This window comes from Flavobacterium sp. MMLR14_040, assembly GCF_033657265.1.
In the GTDB taxonomy this organism is placed as follows: Bacteria; Bacteroidota; Bacteroidia; order Flavobacteriales; family Flavobacteriaceae; genus Flavobacterium.
In genome coordinates this window covers 15,000-34,451 of sequence record NZ_JAWVWO010000030.1, presented here as the reverse complement: position 1 = coordinate 34,451, position 19,452 = coordinate 15,000, and the positions used below count along the sequence as shown (strand labels likewise).

Annotated in this window: 12 protein-coding genes; 7 read left to right on the top strand and 5 right to left on the bottom strand. The window is 33.7% G+C overall.

Annotated features, from left to right (window positions below; translation table 11 throughout):
* Position 1: 1 nt before the first annotated feature.
* Positions 2–337, bottom strand: coding sequence for a hypothetical protein (locus SD960_RS22725; protein WP_318806153.1), 336 nt, complete (start codon positions 335–337; stop codon positions 2–4).
* Positions 338–449: 112 nt separating this feature from the next.
* On the opposite strand from SD960_RS22725, the gene SD960_RS22720 reads away from it, so the two are divergent.
* From SD960_RS22720 to ilvA, 4 genes are all read left to right on the top strand, one after another.
* Positions 450–632 (top strand): DUF5522 domain-containing protein, encoded by a 183-nt coding sequence (locus SD960_RS22720; protein ID WP_318806152.1) that lies wholly within the window; start codon positions 450–452, stop codon positions 630–632.
* Positions 633–1,200: 568 nt separating this feature from the next.
* Positions 1,201–3,177 (top strand): urocanate hydratase, encoded by a 1,977-nt coding sequence (locus SD960_RS22715; protein ID WP_318806150.1) that lies wholly within the window; start codon positions 1,201–1,203, stop codon positions 3,175–3,177.
* Positions 3,178–3,304: 127 nt separating this feature from the next.
* The gene (locus tag SD960_RS22710) at positions 3,305–3,844 is read left to right on the top strand and encodes a DUF4136 domain-containing protein (RefSeq protein WP_318806149.1); all 540 of its coding nucleotides are present in this window, start codon (positions 3,305–3,307) and stop codon (positions 3,842–3,844) included.
* A gap of 359 nt (positions 3,845–4,203) precedes the next feature.
* Positions 4,204–5,448 (top strand): threonine ammonia-lyase IlvA, encoded by a 1,245-nt coding sequence (gene ilvA / locus SD960_RS22705; RefSeq protein ID WP_318806148.1) that lies wholly within the window; start codon positions 4,204–4,206, stop codon positions 5,446–5,448.
* Between the two features lie 83 nt (positions 5,449–5,531).
* Here ilvA and SD960_RS22700 read toward each other — a convergent pair whose 3' ends face one another.
* Positions 5,532–7,670: an RICIN domain-containing protein gene (locus tag SD960_RS22700; protein WP_318806147.1), complete on the bottom strand. Its 2,139-nt coding sequence runs from the start codon at positions 7,668–7,670 to the stop codon at positions 5,532–5,534.
* A 394-nt stretch (positions 7,671–8,064) separates the two neighbouring features.
* On the opposite strand from SD960_RS22700, the gene SD960_RS22695 reads away from it, so the two are divergent.
* The 3 genes from SD960_RS22695 (at position 8,065) to SD960_RS22685 (ending at position 10,890) form a co-directional block, all read left to right on the top strand.
* Positions 8,065–8,460 carry a group III truncated hemoglobin gene (locus SD960_RS22695; protein ID WP_318806146.1) on the top strand — a complete coding sequence of 132 codons (396 nt, stop codon included), beginning with the start codon at positions 8,065–8,067 and terminating at the stop codon, positions 8,458–8,460.
* Positions 8,461–8,550: 90 nt separating this feature from the next.
* Complete coding sequence (locus SD960_RS22690; protein ID WP_318806145.1) at positions 8,551–8,994, top strand: hypothetical protein; 444 nt, start codon at positions 8,551–8,553, stop codon at positions 8,992–8,994.
* 129 nt (positions 8,995–9,123) lie between these two features.
* Positions 9,124–10,890 carry an aromatic amino acid hydroxylase gene (locus tag SD960_RS22685; RefSeq protein WP_318806144.1) on the top strand — a complete coding sequence of 589 codons (1,767 nt, stop codon included), beginning with the start codon at positions 9,124–9,126 and terminating at the stop codon, positions 10,888–10,890.
* 219 nt (positions 10,891–11,109) lie between these two features.
* Here SD960_RS22685 and SD960_RS22680 read toward each other — a convergent pair whose 3' ends face one another.
* The 3 genes from SD960_RS22680 to SD960_RS22670 form a co-directional block, all read right to left on the bottom strand.
* Complete coding sequence (locus tag SD960_RS22680; protein ID WP_318806143.1) at positions 11,110–11,739, bottom strand: DUF4230 domain-containing protein; 630 nt, start codon at positions 11,737–11,739, stop codon at positions 11,110–11,112.
* A gap of 179 nt (positions 11,740–11,918) precedes the next feature.
* Positions 11,919–14,234, bottom strand: coding sequence for a BamA/TamA family outer membrane protein (locus tag SD960_RS22675; RefSeq protein ID WP_318806141.1), 2,316 nt, complete (start codon positions 14,232–14,234; stop codon positions 11,919–11,921).
* Positions 14,218–19,320 (bottom strand): translocation/assembly module TamB domain-containing protein, encoded by a 5,103-nt coding sequence (locus SD960_RS22670; RefSeq protein WP_318806139.1) that lies wholly within the window; start codon positions 19,318–19,320, stop codon positions 14,218–14,220. Before SD960_RS22670 ends, SD960_RS22675 begins: the two co-directional genes overlap by 17 nt.
* Positions 19,321–19,452: the final 132 nt, after the last annotated feature.

The window sequence follows — 19,452 nt, the reverse complement described above, 5'->3', positions numbered from 1 at the left end:
TTTATTTTAATTTGATATATTTTAGAAACTGAAAAAAAGATCGGTTTTTCAAATAGTCAAAATCGGTTTCTTTCGCGTAAGCTTCTCTTTCAAAACTAATATTTCGGTAAGCCAAATCCCTATTTTTATACTGAATTAAACGGAATAAATATTCCAGGAAATACCAAATGAAAAAAGGCAGAATCAGCATTTCTTTTTGTTGTTTTAAATGAATCTTTTCATGGTTCACAAAAATCTTATTTACTTTATCCAAATCATATTTCATCAATACAAACGGAAACACAGCCATTCCGCGATATCCTTTCGGAATTAAATATTTAGCAACAATCAGAAACATTAGCTGTAAAGTTTATAAATTTGTGGATATAAAATTATGAGATTTCATTAAAATCACAATCAATTATTTATTTTTGATTTTTGAAGAAATAAAAATACGACCGAAGCAGATTATGAAAGAGCAAAGTAATGAAAATAAATTAATCGAAGGCGAAGATTTTTACTATACCCCCGAAGGTTACAAATGCTTTACCGAAAAACACCATTTAAAACGAGGTTATTGCTGCAAAAGTGGTTGTCGACATTGTCCGTACGGGTTTGATAAAAATACAGGACAAATCAGGAAGTCTAATTAGAAAATGTGTCAATGTGATAATTAGATAATTACAAATAAAATTCCAATTTTTAAAAATTCCAAATTACAATCTAAAATCACAAATCTAAAATCTAAAATTATACATGGATATTCGCTCACGAAAATTTAGGATTAAAATCCACAAATCCTATCACAGGTCGGATATTCGTTATCCCTAGCTTTTTAATTAGAGAATGTGCCAATTTGATAATTAGATAATTATTTCAGATTGAATTTACATTATAGATATTTCGCTCCGATGGAGCTTTTGTAACTCATATATTTATTTTCTATAAATATAACGCCTTTCCAAGGCTGAAAAACTCCGTTAGGAGTGGCATATTTATAGAATAAAACATTCTCACGATTTTGAGCTCCAGCGGAGCGATATAATTAAACATAATAATTTCAGATGTTGAATTTTACGTTTTACAAAAATCTAAAATCTAAAATCTAAAATTTAAGCCCCAGCGAGGAAACATAATTTAAAAAACAAAAAATTAATCTGTTGTTAATCTAGCTAAAATATCTTAGCAACTTAGAACCTTAGCAACTCAGCATCTAAAAAAATGACTTTCAAAGAACAAATACAACAGGGAATTCCATCGATATTACCTCCAAAAAAAGAATACGACTTAGCGATTAATCATGCTCCAAAACGAAAAGAAATTCTTTCGGCAGAAGAAAAAAAACTGGCTTTAAAAAATGCTTTACGTTATTTTGAAGCCAAACATCACGCTGAATTAATCAAAGAATTTTCAGAAGAATTAGAAAAATACGGACGTATCTATATGTATCGCCTTCGCCCTGATTACAGAATGTATGCAAGACCAATTGACGAATATCCGGGGAAATCGTTACAGGCAAAAGCGATTATGCACATGATTCAGAACAATCTGGATTATGCCGTGGCGCAGCATCCACACGAGTTAATTACATATGGCGGAAATGGAGCTGTTTTCCAGAACTGGGCACAATATATATTGACGATGCAATATTTGTCTGAAATGACAGACGAGCAGACTTTAACCATGTATTCAGGACATCCGATGGGATTATTTCCTTCGCACACTGAAGCGCCAAGAGTTGTAGTTACAAACGGAATGGTGATTCCAAATTATTCAAAACCGGATGATTGGGAAAAAATGAATGCTTTGGGCGTTTCACAATACGGACAAATGACCGCGGGAAGTTATATGTACATTGGCCCACAGGGAATTGTACACGGAACTACGATTACGGTTTTGAATGGTTTCAGAAAAATAAAACTAAATCCTGAAGGAAATCTTTTTGTGACTTCTGGTCTTGGCGGAATGTCTGGCGCTCAGCCAAAAGCTGGAAATATTGCGGGTTGTATTACGGTCTGCGCCGAAGTAAATCCGAAGATTACCAAAATTCGTCACGAACAAGGCTGGATCAATGAAATCGTAACTTCAACAGAAGAATTAGTCAAAAGAGTAAATTCGGCGAAAGCCAATAAAGAAGTCGTTTCGATTGCTTATTTAGGAAATGTGGTTGATGTTTGGGAATGTTTTGATAAAGAAAATATCAAAATTGATTTGGGCTCAGATCAGACTTCACTTCATAATCCATGGGCCGGAGGTTATTATCCTGTTGGAATTTCTTTTGAAGAAGCCAATGAAATGATGGCCAATAATCCTGATTTATTCAAAGAAAAAGTTCAGGAATCGTTGCGTCGTCAAGCGAAAGCAATCAACAAACATACCGCAAAAGGAACGTACTTTTTTGATTATGGAAATGCCTTTTTATTAGAAGCTTCTCGCGCCGGTGCTGATGTAATGGCAGAGAATAATATCGATTTTAAATATCCGAGTTACGTTCAGGATATTATGGGACCAATGTGTTTTGATTATGGTTTTGGACCTTTTAGATGGGTTTGTACTTCTGGAAAACCAGAAGATTTACAAAAAACGGATACTATTGCAAGTCAGGTTTTAGAAGAATTAGCGAAAACAGCTCCAAATGAAATTCAGCAGCAAATGCAGGATAACATTAAATGGATCAAAGGCGCTCAGGAAAATAAATTGGTTGTGGGTTCTCAAGCCAGAATTCTGTATGCTGATGCTGAAGGAAGAATTAAAATTGCCGAAGCTTTTAATCAGGCGATTGCAAAAGGCGAAATCGGAACTGTTGTTTTAGGCCGCGATCACCACGACGTTTCCGGAACAGATTCTCCTTACAGAGAGACTTCTAACATTTATGACGGTTCTCGTTTTACGGCCGATATGGCGATTCAAAATGTGATTGGCGACAGCTTTAGAGGTGCAACCTGGGTATCGATTCATAACGGTGGCGGAGTTGGCTGGGGAGAGGTTATAAACGGCGGATTTGGTATGGTTCTTGATGGTTCTAAAGAGGCTTCAAAGCGTTTAGCATCAATGCTTTTCTGGGATGTTAATAACGGAATTTCAAGACGAAGCTGGGCACGAAATGACGAAGCTATTTTTGCTATAAAAAGAGCGATGGATGTTCAGCCTTTATTAAAAGTAACTTTGCCTAATATCGTAGACGAAAGTTTATTTTAGATAATTAATGTCATCCTGAGAGAAGTCGAAGACACCATGGGGGAAAAGGCTTCGACTTCGCTCAGCCTGACAATTTAAAGTGTACTTTTAAGAAGAGAAAATTGAGAACAAATAAATTTTTATAAATATGAAAACATTCAAATTAGTACCCGTTTTTTTGCTTTTAATATTAGCCTCCTGCAGCACTGTTAGTGTTTATTCTGATTACGACAAAAACGTAGATTTTGCACCTTATAAAACGTATGCTTTTTTTAAGCCCGGAATTGACAAGGTTGAAATTTCTGATTTGGATAAAAGACGAATTCTCCACGCAATAGATACTGAAATGCAGGCAAAAGGTTTTACCAAAAGCGAGAACCCTGATTTATTAGTAAATATTTTTACTAAATCAAGAGAGCAAGTAAATGTAAACCAGTTTAGCGCTGGCTGGGGTTACGGCTGGGGCTGGGGTTGGAATCCTTACATGATGTATGGAGGAAACCAAACTACAGTTTCTACCTCTACAGAAGGAACCTTATTTATCGATTTAATCGATGCCAAAAAGAAAGAAATGATCTGGCAAGGTGAAGGAATTGGGACCTTAACTAAAAACATTGATAAAAAAGATGCCAGAATACAAGAAATTGTAAGCAAGGTTTTGGCTCAATATCCACCTGTTAAGAAGTAAGTTTTTAAGTCGCAGTTTTCAGTTTTAGTTTTCAGATTTTACTAAACTAAAAATTGAGATTGAGTCAATTTCAAAAAATAATTAATACATTTGTTATTCAGACAAAACAAAAATGACAAACTTTAGTAACATTATTATCGCTATTATCAGCATTATTGCAATTCAGCAATGATGGCGAGGTGTTACATAAAAAAAGTAAACAAATACAATTTATGAAACCTCCCAATCGGGAGGTTTTTTTATTTAATGATTTTAAAATGGCCACGAATTTCACGAATTAGCACGAATTAATATTTTAGCTTCCGGCTGATAAAAATTAGAGAAAATTCGTGGAATTCGTGGCAAAAAAACAAAGCAATATGAATCTATTTAACGAAGTACTCAATGCGAAAAAGCAGCTAGAAAATGTAATTGCCGCTACTCCACTCACTCAAAATTTAAATCTTTCAGACGAATTTAAATCAACTATTTTATTAAAAAGAGAAGATTTGCAAATTGTTCGTTCGTATAAAATTCGGGGTGCTTACAACAAAATTTCTTCGTTAAAAGATTCCGAAAAAGCAACCGGAATTGTTTGTGCCAGTGCAGGAAATCACGCGCAGGGCGTTGCTTATTCCTGTAATTTACTGCAGATAAAAGGCAAAATTTACATGCCAAAAACTACTTCCAAACAAAAAGTAAAACAGGTACAATTATTCGGAAAGTCGTTTGTAGAAATTGTGCTTATCGGAGATACTTTTGATGACGCTTATGCTTCGGCAACGGCAGATGCTATTAAAAATCATAAAACATTTATTCATCCTTTTGATGATCTAAAAGTTATTGCGGGTCAGGGAACGGTTGGTTTAGAAATTTTGGAAACATACAAAGATCCTATCGACTATGTTTTTGTTCCGATAGGCGGTGGCGGACTTGCTTCTGGTTTATCTGAAGTTTTCAAACATTTTAGTCCGAATACAAAAATTATCGGAGTTGAGCCACAAGGTGCTCCTTCAATGAAAACTTCTATTGAAGAAAATAAAAATACACCTTTAATTACAATCGATAAATTTGTGGATGGTGCTGCTGTAAAACAAGTGGGCGACCTGACTTTTGAAATTTGCCGTGATAATTTAGACGACATTGTTTTGGTTCCCGAAGGAAAAGTGTGCACGACAATTTTACGTTTGTATAATGAAGAAGCAATGGTGGTAGAACCTGCAGGAGCTTTAACAATTGCTGCCTTAGACTTTTATAAGGATAAGATAAAAGGAAAAACAGTAGTTTGCGTGGTAAGCGGAAGTAATAATGATATTGAAAGAACTGCCGAAATAAAAGAGCGCTCTTTACTTTACGAAGGTTTAATGCATTATTTTATGATTCAGTTTCCGCAACGTCCGGGCGCTTTGAAAGAATTTGTAAACAACATTTTAGGTCCTGATGACGACATTACTTATTTTCAATTTCATAAAAAAAACAATCGCGAAGTAGGTTCTGTAGTTGTTGGTTTAGAATTAAAAAAGAAAAAAGACATTCTCAATATTAAACTAAATATGACCAAAAACGGATTTGAATTTCAATATTTGAATGACAATCAGGATTTGTTTACACAATTAATTGGGTAAAAAACAAAAGGCTGCCTGAAATTACTATCAGACAGCCTTTAAACTCAATATAAAATTACTAATTGAATTCAGAAATTTAAAAATTATTGTTTTACAACTTTTTTAGAATAAGAACCTTTACTGTCAGTCACTTTTACAATGTAAAGTCCTTTTGGTAATTTTGAAATTTCAATTTCAGCCTCATTTCCATTTACAAAATCAACATTTCTTTTTAAAAGATTTTGACCTGTAACTGAATAAATCTCAACCGCGCCAGAACCAGAATTTGGTGTGTTTATTTTTAAATAATCATTCGTCGAATTGATGTAAATAGACAAATCAGATTGAGAATTAACTTCTTCAATAGCAGACATTTTAGCCGTAGATTCCACCTGCACCAATTGCCATTGTTGGTTTAATCCGCCAGTATAACTCCAAACCTGAATATTGGCTCCGTTGGCAGTAGAAACATTTTCTACATCAAGAGATTTTCCGCTATTTAAATTGATGATTTTGTAATAACCTCCTCCAAGACTTGTAACTGTCCATTTAAACTCATTAGAAGTTGACGCACTTCTTTGCTGTACTTTTAATCCGTCTGCAGTTCCGTTATTTTCAACTGCAAGATACAGTCCTGTAGATTTTACAATGATGTAATAATTTCCGCTTCCGTCAGGAACAAATTTCCAACGCTGATTATTTCCTCCGCCATTTGTAATATCATATTGCTGAATGCGGCTTCCGCTTGTTGTGGCATTATCGGCAACATCTAAACCTTTATTACTATTTCTTGAAATAATATTGTAATAGCCAGGCAAACCTGTAACAGGCGGTGTTCCTGCGCCCCAATTGAATGTAACTGCTGATGAAGCTGGAACAGTATAATTAAATGCAGATGATCCTGAAACCACTTTTATTGTATTTGATCCACCTGAATTATAAACGACAAGTGAAATTGATCCGTCAGGATTTTTAAATCCAACCGAAAAAATACTACTATTTGTACTTGAAGAATTAATTCGTAAAGCGCCCGGTTTTACAAATTTTGAAATTTGACCAATAATATAATACGCTACATTTTTAGTATAACTTGTACTATTGTTTACTGTAATTGCACCTAAACAAGTTGAACATCCACCCGGAGTTCTTGGTCCCAATGCTGAGTTATTTGCTGCATTCCATTCCAAAACTGTTTTTGACCAATTGTTTGTACTTCCAATCACAACATTTTGCATGTGCCAGCCAAAATCTCCGCTAAAACTTCCTCCCGATCCTGTGTATTGCTCTGTAAAATATACGTTTTTATTGGTTGCATTTCGTACTGTTGACATTGCCGAAATATTTCCTAAATATAAATGAAATGCCGCTCCATCAACATAACCGCTATTATTTAATACATCAATAGGATAAGCTGTATTGTCACAATTATGATCAAAAGCAATAATTTTTATGTTTCCGTAACCAGCCGCTGCCATTTGCGGACCAAGTTGTTGATTAATAAAATTCTTTTGTTCTGTAGAATTCATCAGCATACTTGGTTCGTTATTTGGATTTTCAGGTTCGTTTTGAGGCGTAATTCCCCAAATTGAAATTCCCTGCGCCTGCATTGCATCAAAATATTTTACAAAATATCTGGCATACGCTGCATAATATTGTGTTTGCAGACTTCCTCCAACCCAGGAATTATTGGTTTTCATCCAACGCGGAGCCGACCACGGAGTTGCTAGTATTTTAATGTTCGGATTAATTAATTTTATCTTTTTTATAATGGGAACCAAATACGTTAAATCCGGTCCGTTAAGACTAAAATTATTCATATTTACATCGCCCGAAGTTTCGTTGTAACTATAAGAAGAACTGCTTAAATCTGAAGCTCCTATACTAATACGAACTACGCTTGCGTTTAATCCTGTAGTGGGATTATACAAATCATTTAATAATTGATTTTGCTGTGTGGCTGCCATTCCACTAATTACTTCACAGCTTCCTTCAGTAAGTGTGTAACCAAACCCATCCATAATTTGATAAGTTGTTGATGGATTTACAGTAACCGTTGAAGGATTTGAGCCTGAATTTGTTCCGAAACTTACAGTAGATTGTTGTTGTAATAATTTCGTTTGGTCGCCTGAAGTGATCCACGGCGTAACGGTCTGTGCGTGCATACTAATTATCGAAGTCATAATAATGCAAAACAAGAGCATCAAATTCATTCGGTTTTGTGGTTTTTGGGTAATTTTGTTCATAGTTTTGAGGTTTTAGATAATTAAATTTTTCTTATTTTTTAAGATTAATTTTATTAATTCATATCAATATTATGATATTTTTAATTAAAATGATATTTTTCCTACATTACAAATACACATCATTTTGAAATTCAAACCTTACAAAAACTTATCTGTAAATTTTACAAATAATTGATTTTAAATACTTTAATTAAAATAAAAGCATAAAAAACCTTACTTTTAGAATTCAAATAATCATAAAATGATAAAATCATCGTAAAAACTCTATATTTTCTAAGCTGCCAATCATTATTTTATCTTGTGTTTGACAAAATAATATTATGCAAATGATAAATATCAGAAATTATAAATCAGTAGATATCGTATTTTTGTAGTTCATTTTATAATAGAAAACATGGCAACTCTTAAAGATATTTCAAACATAGAAGACATAAAATTAATGGTCGATTCCTTTTATGATAACATTAGAAAGGATGAACTTTTGGGACCCATTTTTAATGATAGATTACAAGATCGGTGGCCTGTACATTTGCAAAAAATGTATGGTTTTTGGCAAACGATTTTATTTGATGTTCGCGCTTATTCAGGAACTCCTTTCCCGCCACATAAGCAATTACCGGTAGATAAAACACATTTTGACCGCTGGATTCAAATTTTTAATACTACAATTGATTCTCAATTTTCCGGACCAATTACAGAAGAAGCCAAAATGAGAGCAACAAATATGGCTTATATGTTCAATCACAAAATCGATTATTTCAGAAATGCCGAAAATGAGTTAAAAAAGTAAATCAAAAATTAGATTTGGATTACCGTTTTTATTAAATAAATTTGATTAGCAAATTGCTGTTAAAAATCAAAACAAACCCAATTCTTAATCATGAAAAAGACAATTTTGTTTTTTATAATCTGCTTTTCCTTTTTAAATCATTTAAATGCACAAACAGCCCCTATTTTTAATTTGTACAAAGGTACTGTTGACGCAAAAATTCCTGTAACATTTTATATTAAAACAGAAGAAAATCCTTGCACGGCAGATCTAATGTATACTGCCATGTATCGTTATGACAAATCAGGAAGCTGGATTCAGTTAAACATTACTCAGAATGTCAAAATCGAAAATCAATTCGTTTTTGTCGAACACGGTTTTAGCGGTGTAATGATTTTAAAGAAAACCGGAAATACTTTTACTGGTTTATGGATTAGTCCCGACACAAAAAAACAATTGAAAATTGATGTAAAAGAAGCTTCGATGACAAAAAAGGAAATCGAAAAATATGAAAAAACACTAGAGAAAGTGAATTATGAAAATAATGACTGCTAATTTCATTTGTCTTCAAAATCAATAAAAATGCAATAAAAGTTACATTCGAATAAAAATATTGTGATAAACAGCAAAAATTAGCGAGCTAAATTCGTAATTTTACATTCTTAATCTACAACGTTTTCGAAAATGAATGCATCTATAGAAACAAATCCGTTATTAGAAAGATTGCCAAAACATTTAAAGCAATTCATCAAACCGCAGGATTATAGCGATTATACGCCAATTAATCAGGCAGTTTGGCGCTATGTAATGCGCAAAAACGTAGATTATTTATCGAAAGTTGCCCATCATTCTTATTTGGATGGTTTGAAAAAAACCGGAATCGAAATTGATTCTATTCCAAGCATGTACGGCATGAACAGAATCCTGACCGAAATAGGCTGGGCTGCAGTTGCTGTTGATGGATTTATTCCACCAAATGCATTCATGGAATTTCAGGCTTATAACGTTTTGGTTATTGCTTCAGATATTCGTCAATTAGAACATATTGAATATACACCTGCACCGGATATTATTCACGAAGGTGCCGGCCACGCTCCTATTATTGCAAATCCTGAATATGCAGAATATTTGCGCCGTTTTGGTGAAATTGGATGCAAAGCAATTTCATCTCACAAAGATTATCAAATGTATGAAGCGATTCGTTTGCTTTCTATTTTGAAAGAAGCCGAAGATACTCCACAAGACAAAATCGACGAAGCCGAAAAAGCAGTTGCCGATTTGCAAAATAATATGGGCGAATTATCTGAAATGGCCCAAATTCGTAATTTACATTGGTGGACAGTAGAATATGGTTTGATTGGAACTGTCGAAAATCCAAAAATATATGGAGCCGGATTGCTTTCGTCTATCGGAGAAAGTGCCTGGTGTATGACAGATAATGTGAAGAAAATCCCTTATGATATTTCGGCTGCAAATCAAAATTTTGATATCACGCAACTGCAACCTCAACTTTATGTGACGCCGAATTTCTCTTATTTGAGTTTGATTCTGGAAGAATTTGCCAATAAAATGGCTTTACGAACGGGAGGAATTTCTGGAATTAAAAAACTGATTCACTCAAATGCTTTAGGAACAATTGAATTGAGTACCGGTTTGCAAATTTCGGGTGTTTTTACCAATGTTTTGGAAGAAGAAGGAAAACCGGTTTACATTCAGACAACTGGAAAAACTGCTTTATCTTACCGTGAAAAAGAACTAGTTGGTCACGGAACTTTAACGCATCCAGAAGGATTTGGAAGTCCGATTGGAAAATTAAAAGGATTCAATTTAGCAATTGAAGATATGAGCCCGAAGGATTTACAGGCTTACAGTATTGTCGAAAACGAAACTGTAAAGTTAGAATTTGAAGGCAATATTATTGTTGAAGGTGAAATTATTACAGGTTCCAGAAACTTACACGGAGAAATTATCTTAATCAGTTTTAGAAATTGTACCGTAACGCATGGCGACACTATTTTGTTTCAGCCAGAATGGGGAAATTATGATATGGCGATTGGTAAAAAGGTGGTTTCGGCTTTTTCCGGTCCAGCCGATGTGAATAGTTTTGATTTGATTAATTCTGTTCCAAAAACAACTACTATTAAAGCCAAACATACAGACGAACGTGATGATTTAGAAGTTTTGTATCAAACGGTTCGAATGATTAGAGAAAACAAAGATTCTAAATCTGAACTGAAATCTGTTTTTGAAAAACTAAAAAGTAATCACCACAATGATTGGTTGCTTTCTGTCGAAATTGCGGAACTTTTAAAAGATTCTGAAGAAAAACAACTTTTGCAGGAAGTCTTGGTTTATTTGGATCAACTAAAAGAAAAACGTCCTGAAGTCGCACATTTAATTGCTGGCGGATTGGATTTGATTTTTGATAGTTCTTTGCCGCAAAGGCACTAATTTTTGCCGCGAAGGCACTAAGGCGCAAAGTTTTTCTACAATCTTGTCATTTCGACGGAGGAGAAATCTCCGCAAGAAACTCGACAAAGATTGGCAAAAATAGGAACAGAGTTACTTACGGAGATTTCTCCTCCGTCGAAATGACAGTACGATTAAATTACATTACTAGAGCCTTTGCCCCTTTGCCCCTCTGATCCTTTGAACCTTTGAACCTTTTCTCTACAATTTCAAATCTTCATTAAAATCCGTGTCAGATTCTATTGCTTTTCCGTTATATTGTAATTTCCAACCCATAGAGTTTGTCAAAATCAGTATTTTAGATAATTCGCTGATTAATCTGTTTTGGGCGTTTGTTTTTAGGGATGATTTATCGATTTTTTTCTTCAAATTCGCTTTTACCGATTTATTGATTTTGTTGTAATCATCTCCCGTAAAAGGATTCAGTTTGCTTTGCTCAACATCATAAAACTGAATATCGGGATTGATCGTAATTTCTTCTTTGGGAATATTTAAAATCGTAATGGTTTTATTTTTTTCGTCGATATCGTATTTCATTTTATGCAAATCGTAGGCTACAGTTACATTTGCATTTACCACAACAAGAGCCTTTTTTTCAAAGGAAACCATATCCATTAAATACTTCTGTTGATTTTTATAGGTGATAACTTCAGAGAAATGTCCTTCGGTAACAACCAATTTTCCAACGTTAAGAATTTGCTGCTGAATTAGATTGGTATTGTAATCAATTGTAGAATCGTCTTCTTTTTTGAATTCACAATATTTAAAAGCAAGCGCAATTGCCAATACAATTAAAGCTATAAGTAAAATCCTTTTGAGTATATTTTGCATTCCATTAATTTATTAGAGCAATTTACAAAATGTGAAGTAAAGTTTGCCACGAATTGCAATAATTTAAGTTTGCCACAAATTTTCACTAATTATAGTTTGTGCATATTAAATTCAAATTTTGAAATTAGTGAAAGTAATTTAAACTCATATTAATTCGTGCCAATTCGTGAAATTCGTGGCTAAAACGGATATCCAATCGCAATATTCAAAATCAGGTTTTCTTTTCTCCACGAACCGCTTCCAAAGTCAATATCTTTTATTACCCAACGCTCATTTTCTGGTAAATATGGTTTTCTTAACGGAAATGCCAAATCGGTTCTTAAAATCAGGAACGACAAATCGAAGCGCAATCCTGCTCCTGCTCCAACGGCAATTTCCTTCATGAAATCTTTAGAAAATTTAGCTCCGGGTTTATTGGAGTCTTCATTCATCAGCCAAATATTTCCGGCATCAACAAACAATGCGCCTCGCACGATGCTAAAAAGTTTCGCGCGATATTCTGTACTGAATTCTAATTTTAAATCTCCAGATTGATCCGGCAGATAATCATTTACAGTTGGTACGTTCATATAACTTCCCGGTCCAAGCGATCTTGCCCTGAACGCACGAATACTATTTGTTCCTCCCACGACAAACTGTTTTGATGTTGGCAATGAAAGAGAATTTCCATACGGAATTCCCAGACCAACAATAATTCTGCTTGCCCATTCGCTTTCTTTACTTAATTTCAAATAATGCCTGAAATCAGCACGGATTTTTACATATTGGCTAAACGGAACATCAAAAATATTCTTCTGATTTCCTTCTTTGACATTAGCTCCGGTTACCAAACCTGTTACGTTTCCCGCCAGATCTAATTCTCCGTTAAAATAAAACGTATTTTTTTTACGTTTTTGCATCGTATTGGTGTATGTATATTGATAAGTTGGACCAAAAATTAATTGTTTTTCGATCACTTTTCCAAGTGCAGGATCTTCTTCAATATCCTGTAAATATTCGTCCGTAACATTATTCGGACTTACATATGTAACATCCAAAACATTTAATTGGTGTTCTTTTCTAACATTTTCTTTCCATAAATAACCAAAAGAAGCATTAAAAGAATTGAGTGCATAAAGCTGTGTTCTGTTTTGAAATTCGTATCGAAGTGTCGCTTTGGTTCTTGGCACAAATTCACTTGAACCGGCAATTTTCTTAAAAGGCACAATAAATCTTGGCCACGTTAAACTGGTTTCTGCTCCGAGTTTATAGATATTTTTTCCGTTGTTGGCTCCTGAAAGCTGAAAGTCGGCACCTCCAAAAACAGAAACCGTAAGCAATTCTGCACCTCGAAATAAGTTCCTGTTATTCCAGTTTACGTTGACTTCTGTTCCGGTATAACTGGCCGAATTTGTTTTTCCTAAAACCTCAACACGAATAAACTTTTTAGGCAAAAGCGTTAAATAGTAATACGAATCTAACGTATTTGGCAAACTATCTGATTGCCTGAATTCATTTTTTACAAAATTAAATGTTCCCAGATTTACAAATCGGTTTAAGGTTAAATTATGGTCTTTTCTGTTATAAAGATCCCCTTTTTTAAAATAAATAGTTCTGTCAAAAACCCTCGGATTGAAAGTGTTTGCCGTATCAATTATTGTAAAATCATTGTATTGCGTTATGTCTTTTTGAGTGTATTTTATACTGTCTTTTGAAATTGAAAAATTGGGATACACCACAATTTTACCAATTTTATACGCTGTAAGTGCTTTTGGCGGGGCATCGGGTTTTATTACCAGTTTAATTTTCACCTCGTGATCGCCTTTACTGCTGTCAACCTGAGCCAAAATATAATCGGGATTAAAGTAATAATATCCTTTTTCTTTTAGTCTGGCATCGATACGCTCGCGTTCAGATTTAATGACGTCTAAATCATAGGGCCTGCCTACTTTTAATAAACTTCTTCGGCTTGATCTTCCAATTATTTTTGACATTTTTAAGGAATCATCCGGAAAAGTCACACTTTTAATGATATACTGTTTTTTGGGTATAACAGTATATTCTGCTGTTGCTCTTTTATTTTTAGCTGTAGAATCTGCACTTACTCGTGTTTTAAAATAGCCACGGTTTTCGGTATAATTTCTTAATACTGACGCATTATAATCTAAATCGACTTTACTGAAAAGTACCGGCTCTTCTCCCACTTTATTTCGCAGCCAATAGCGTATTCCTTTGTCTTTTTTAGGTTCTCCTGCAATATTATAAATCCATAATTTAGGTCTTAATCCTAAAAATTGCTTGTTGGGTTTCGGGCGTAATAAATCTTCTAACTCTTTTTCAAGTTCTTTTCTTTGTTTCTTTTTAATCACAGAATCCTTTACCTCAACAGAAGCTCCTGTGTATAATAAATCACCTTCGGGCAAATATTTTGTGTTGCTGCATCCAAAAACAAAAAACAAGGATACCAGCAGCATCAAATATTTTATATATTTAATATGACTATGTTTTTTGCTCATTTCCTTCAATTTGGTCATTCTCCTGATTCTCTTCTTTCTCTTTTTCTTCTTTTTCCTTCTGTTTCTTTTTTTCTTTACGAAGTTTCTCTTCTTTAATCATTTCCTTTTCTTCTGCAGAACGATGAAAAAGTTCGCGAAATTTATTATAACTCATTGTGATAATAAAAGCAACTCCGGTTTCTATAACCTGCCCTTCTACGGCAACCTGATATTCATTTTTTCGATACGCACGAACCATGTATCGTCCGTCTTTTGTAAGCTGATAATCTAATGCGACATCTCCCGCAATATTGGTACTTTCTTCGTTCGCGCGTTCCTGGCCTTCGACTCCAAAACTGCTTCCTACGGTCACTTTTAATCGGTCATCCAAAAGCTTTTTAGAAACTCCAACGTTCAAATCAGTTCTGTTTTCTCTTGTTCCGGTAGTGTAATCGTCTGTAGATTCAAGGTCAAATTCTAATTCAACACCTTTAATTAATTCACCGGCAAGATCATTTAATTGTTGCGAAAGAATTTTGCTCACACTTTGTCTCGCCAAAGATTCGGCACTTGTTCCTCCACTTTCGCTGGCAAATGGATTTTCGCCAATAAATCGGTTCAATAATAAAAGTGCAAAAACCTGTTTGTTTAGTTCTGCCGGTTCTTGTCTAAGCTGTTCCAGTTTTGCCTGAGAAGCCGAAACAATATCAGATGAAACATCATAATTTCCGTCTGGCAGAACAATATCAAAACTAATTTCGGGTTTCAATAATTCGCCTTTCATTTTTAAATGTGTCTCAAACGGAATTTTCTGTTTGTAGGTGTTTTTAACTGTTGAACTAACTGATCCTAATTGGTTTCCAAGCAAATCAATTGGAGCGGTTTCTACTTTATAGATCGCCGTGATATTTAAAGTTGCCATTGTTGGTTCGCCATTCCAGGTTATCGAACTTCCTTTTTGAATATTAAATTTTCTACGGATCATATTGAAATTCATTTCATACGCTCCGTCTGTAAATTCATATTTCCCTGTTAAAGTTGTTTTTCCAGATGGATCAATACCGCCTGTAAGTTGTGCTTCACCTTTAAGATTTAAATAATCTCCGTTTCCTTTATCAATTACCAAAGTCAATTCAGCTTCTTTATCGATCGTAATATCAACGCTTACATCCATTCCTTTTAACTCAGACTGGTTGAGTTTTTCCTGCATTTCTGCGGTTTGTTTGAGATAGAGATTATCTTCATTAACAAATTCTACAATTCCTTCTCTGTCAGCAATTGAAGGATCTGATTGCGGTAAAACAACAGAGAATTTTGTTTCTTTATTGATCTTTATATTTCCATTAATCACAGGGCTTTCAAGCGTTCCTTTTACATTTAATTTGGTATCTAAAAATAAATCGCCGTAAAACAAATCATTGTCTGCCGCTTTTGAGTGAATCGCTCTAAAATCGTTGGCAACAACGGTTAAACCGAAATTGTATTTTCTAAAATCAGGCGATTGAATTGTTCCGTCTAATGATAATTCGTTGTCATTTTCATCAATAAGCGTAAACTTATCAAACGAAATCACATCATTTGAAAAAGTGATCTTTTCCTGATCTGTTTTGAAATAAGAGTTTAGCTGCGTAACTCTAAAAGCGGTATCGTTAAAGTTTAATTCTCCACCAATTTTAGGAGCAGAAGCATTTCCTGTAATTTTAAAATTTCCTGATAAATAGCCTTTTCCTTCAGTGATATTTCCCATTGTGAATCCCTGAATACTTTTGATATTCAGTTTATTCATATCCACGTTAAAATCTAAATTCCCGTCGTTTATTGTATAATTTCCTGTCAGTTTCAGATCATTGTCCTGTCCCGTTAAATTGACATTTGCAGCCAGAATATTACTGGTTTTATTGTCAACTTTTATTTCAAGATCTCCCACAGGTTCCTCTTTAAAAGCAAAATCAGTAATTTTTATATCCGAAGTAAAAGTTGGACTTGTCATTACGTTTTCAACAACGGCATTTCCGTTGATCAATCCCTGCATTAACATTTCATCTTTTTTCACCATATTTAAAATGGTTTCGATTTTGAAGTTTACAAAATCGACCTGCAATGGCGCATTATCCTGCGTTCCCTGTGATTGGATTTTTAATTCGTTTCCGGCATTATCCAAATAAAATTTATCTATATAAAGACGTTTTCCTCCAAATTCAACTGCATTTTCAGGATCGATATTCCATTTATCATAATTTAAAACGAAATTTTCAGCATCAATTTTAAAAATGTTTTTACTATCATCGCGATTTAAATTTCCGGCAATATAGTACTGTTGTTTTTCTTTTGCGTCCTGAACTTCAAGTGCATAAGTCAAAATGTTATTCTGAACATTTCCCGATAAGCTAGTAAACGGAATTTTCATCGAACCGCTTTCAATTGTTGCGACAGAAATTTGATATTCTAAAGCATTTTCTTTGGCTTCAATATTTATTTTCCCGTCGGCGATGGTGTTATTGTTGTACACAATTCTTGGAATCGTTCCTTTTATTTCTAAAGAATCGGTTACGTTGTTGTATTTTCCTGTAATTTTAATTGGCTCTAAACCCGTTAATTTAGGAATTAATTTAAAAATCAGTGGATCGTTATCTACCGTTAATGTAAAAGCTAATCTTTGTTCGTCTGATTCTCCGTTTACTTTCGGATTTTGTAAATCAAGATATTTTGAAAGTGACTTTTTTACGGCTGCCGCTAAAGTTGTCAGTTTGTATTTTCCGTCAACTTCTGCTTTTAAAAATTGTGATGAAATCTTGATATTATTTCGACTTTCGTCTGAAAAAGCAATGATGCGAACAGAATCCAAAACGATTGGTTCTGCTTCCTGCAAAATCTGAACGTTCGAAAGAAACACTTTTCCATTTAAAAAATCCGGGTTGCTGTTGGCAATGTCAGCATCAATATTTCCGCGCAGTTTCATTGGTCCGGCGTGCAGATTCAATTTTTCTAGATCGGCAATATCCAGATTTAATTTTAATTGAATCGATGGATATTTGTCTTTCGTATTTCCGCTTGCCGCCAAATTAAAGTTCAAATTCGGGTCGTTCATTCCTGATTTCACATTAAAAGAACCGTTTTGAATATTTCCTTTTAAAGCTAAATCTCTGTATGTATATTTATTGAAAACCGCTTTCTGAACCAAACCATCCAATTCTGCCTGAGCCGTTTTTGGGTCCAAACCTTTGCCTTTTACTTTCGCTTTAAGCGTAATTTTTCCAATCGAATCGTTTTTAATTAATTGGCCTAAATCAAAATCCAGTAAATAAACGGTTGCATCATATTTCTCTTGTTTTTTAATTCTTTGATCAAATAATGCATCGACCTTTGCATTTCCGAAACTGCTGTTTAAAGCCAGATTGGTTTTGAAGTTTTGAACCGAACCCTTAAATTTTCCCTGCAAATTAAATTGCGATGGCAATTGAATATTTTTCGGAATTGTTCCTGCCGGAATAAAACCATAAACGTCTTTTGAAGTGCTTGAAAGTTTTTTAATATTCAAATCATAATAGGCTTTTTGAGCATCTGGCAAACCGGTGATTTTCCCCGAAAGGGAAACTTTTGTCGTGCCGATTCCGCTCATTTCAAATTGCGGAATATCAAGATCTTTTATTTTTCCGCTCAAACGTGTATTCAAATACAAAACAGCATTTGGATTACTTTTAAACGGATTTGTTTTTAGCAAATCGGGCGCAAAAAGCAGAATGTCTTTAAAACCGATTTTCGATTGATTCAAATTAGCATCTAAACTCAGGTTTCCTAAATCCTTTTTTAAGGCGTCAAGCGAGGCATATTTTATTTTGATTTTATTTTGTAAAAGTGTTTGTGGCGTTCTTACATATAAATTTTCTAAAAACGCATTTTTTGGTCCGTAAAAGAAATTAGTTTTTAAAGATTGAATCTCCAAACCTCTTTTTTCATTGGCAGAAAGTGATTTTATATTTCCGGAAATTACACCGTTTCCATAATAAAGTTTTTCTCCTTTCAGATTAAATTTACTCAAATCCAAATGACTGTAATCAATTCCTTTTTGAGTTGGTTTTGATTGCATATCATCAAATTTGAAAACGATATTTTGTATGTCAACATCGTTTAGTTTTACTTTCCAACCCGTTTGCTTGATGGAAGTTGAATCTAAACTCGGCGCTTTCATTTGTTTGTCTTTTACGCCTAATCGAAGATTTCCTTTTAGATTTTTTAATTCAAAAGAATTAAAATCTAAAAGCTGTTTATTTAAATCAATTTCGTTTACGGTTAAATCTAAATTTCCAAGTTTAATTCCAGAATCTAATTTTGAGTCTTTATTATCATAAGAAACATCAATTTTTGATAAACTGATTTTATCTAATTTTAATTTGAAATCTTTTCTCTTCGAAATAGTATCAACCGTTTCAACAGAAACTTCAGCAATTTTCTCCACGGCATCCTGATCTAAAACCAATTTTAATCCGTTTAAATTAATATTCGGGATATCAAAATTCATTTTATCCAATTCGAATTTATTGAATTTGGTATCAAAATGTGTCAGTTTTACTTTTACATCATTTTTGGCGAAATCATCTTTAAAATTAAAATTGATATTATCCAAATTTACATCTACAACCGATATTTTAAAAGGTTTGCTATCCGGATCTTCCACTTTTGGTTCTTTCGATTCGAATGCTTTTATGATATAATCGAAATTAAAAACACCATTTTTATCTCTCGAAATATTTGCGGTTGTGTTTTCTAATGAAACAGAATTTATTTCTAATTCGCTGCTTATCAGTTTAAATAAATCGACATCAACTTCTAATCGTTTTCCGGCAAGCAGAACTTTCTTTTTTTGATCTTCAAAATAAAACCCTTCCACAACTACATCTTTGGGAAATTTAATTAAAATTCTGTCTAACGAAACTTTGGTTTTTATTTTATCATGCAGATATGTTATGGCTTTATCCTTGGCGTAATTCTGAATTGACGGGAGTTGGATTAAAATAGTAAGAAGAAGTAAAAGTGCGACTATAGAGCCCACGCACCAGAGTAGTACACGTAGTGTTTTTTTAAGAAAATGAATGGGTTTCTTATTCATACGTAGTAAAACACGTTTAGATTAAAATTGGCATTAACATGAAAATTGTATTTCTACAGCTTACAAAATTGTAAATTTTAATTCTTAACAATTTACATAATTATGCGCAATTATTCTAAAATTATACGGGCA

Bases quoted from the DNA above. Each gene is read 5' to 3' on its own strand.
- SD960_RS22700 (WP_318806147.1), bottom strand. From the start codon at position 7,670: ATGAACAAAATTACCCAAAAACCACAAAACCGAATGAATTTGATGCTC.
- SD960_RS22695 (WP_318806146.1), top strand. From the start codon at position 8,065: ATGGCAACTCTTAAAGATATTTCAAACATAGAAGACATAAAATTAATG.
- ilvA (WP_318806148.1), top strand. From the start codon at position 4,204: ATGAATCTATTTAACGAAGTACTCAATGCGAAAAAGCAGCTAGAAAAT.
- SD960_RS22685 (WP_318806144.1), top strand. From the start codon at position 9,124: ATGAATGCATCTATAGAAACAAATCCGTTATTAGAAAGATTGCCAAAA.
- SD960_RS22680 (WP_318806143.1), bottom strand. From the start codon at position 11,739: ATGCAAAATATACTCAAAAGGATTTTACTTATAGCTTTAATTGTATTG.
- SD960_RS22715 (WP_318806150.1), top strand. From the start codon at position 1,201: ATGACTTTCAAAGAACAAATACAACAGGGAATTCCATCGATATTACCT.
- SD960_RS22710 (WP_318806149.1), top strand. From the start codon at position 3,305: ATGAAAACATTCAAATTAGTACCCGTTTTTTTGCTTTTAATATTAGCC.
- SD960_RS22720 (WP_318806152.1), top strand. From the start codon at position 450: ATGAAAGAGCAAAGTAATGAAAATAAATTAATCGAAGGCGAAGATTTT.
- SD960_RS22675 (WP_318806141.1), bottom strand. From the start codon at position 14,234: ATGAGCAAAAAACATAGTCATATTAAATATATAAAATATTTGATGCTG.
- SD960_RS22670 (WP_318806139.1), bottom strand. From the start codon at position 19,320: ATGAATAAGAAACCCATTCATTTTCTTAAAAAAACACTACGTGTACTA.
- SD960_RS22725 (WP_318806153.1), bottom strand. From the start codon at position 337: ATGTTTCTGATTGTTGCTAAATATTTAATTCCGAAAGGATATCGCGGA.
- SD960_RS22690 (WP_318806145.1), top strand. From the start codon at position 8,551: ATGAAAAAGACAATTTTGTTTTTTATAATCTGCTTTTCCTTTTTAAAT.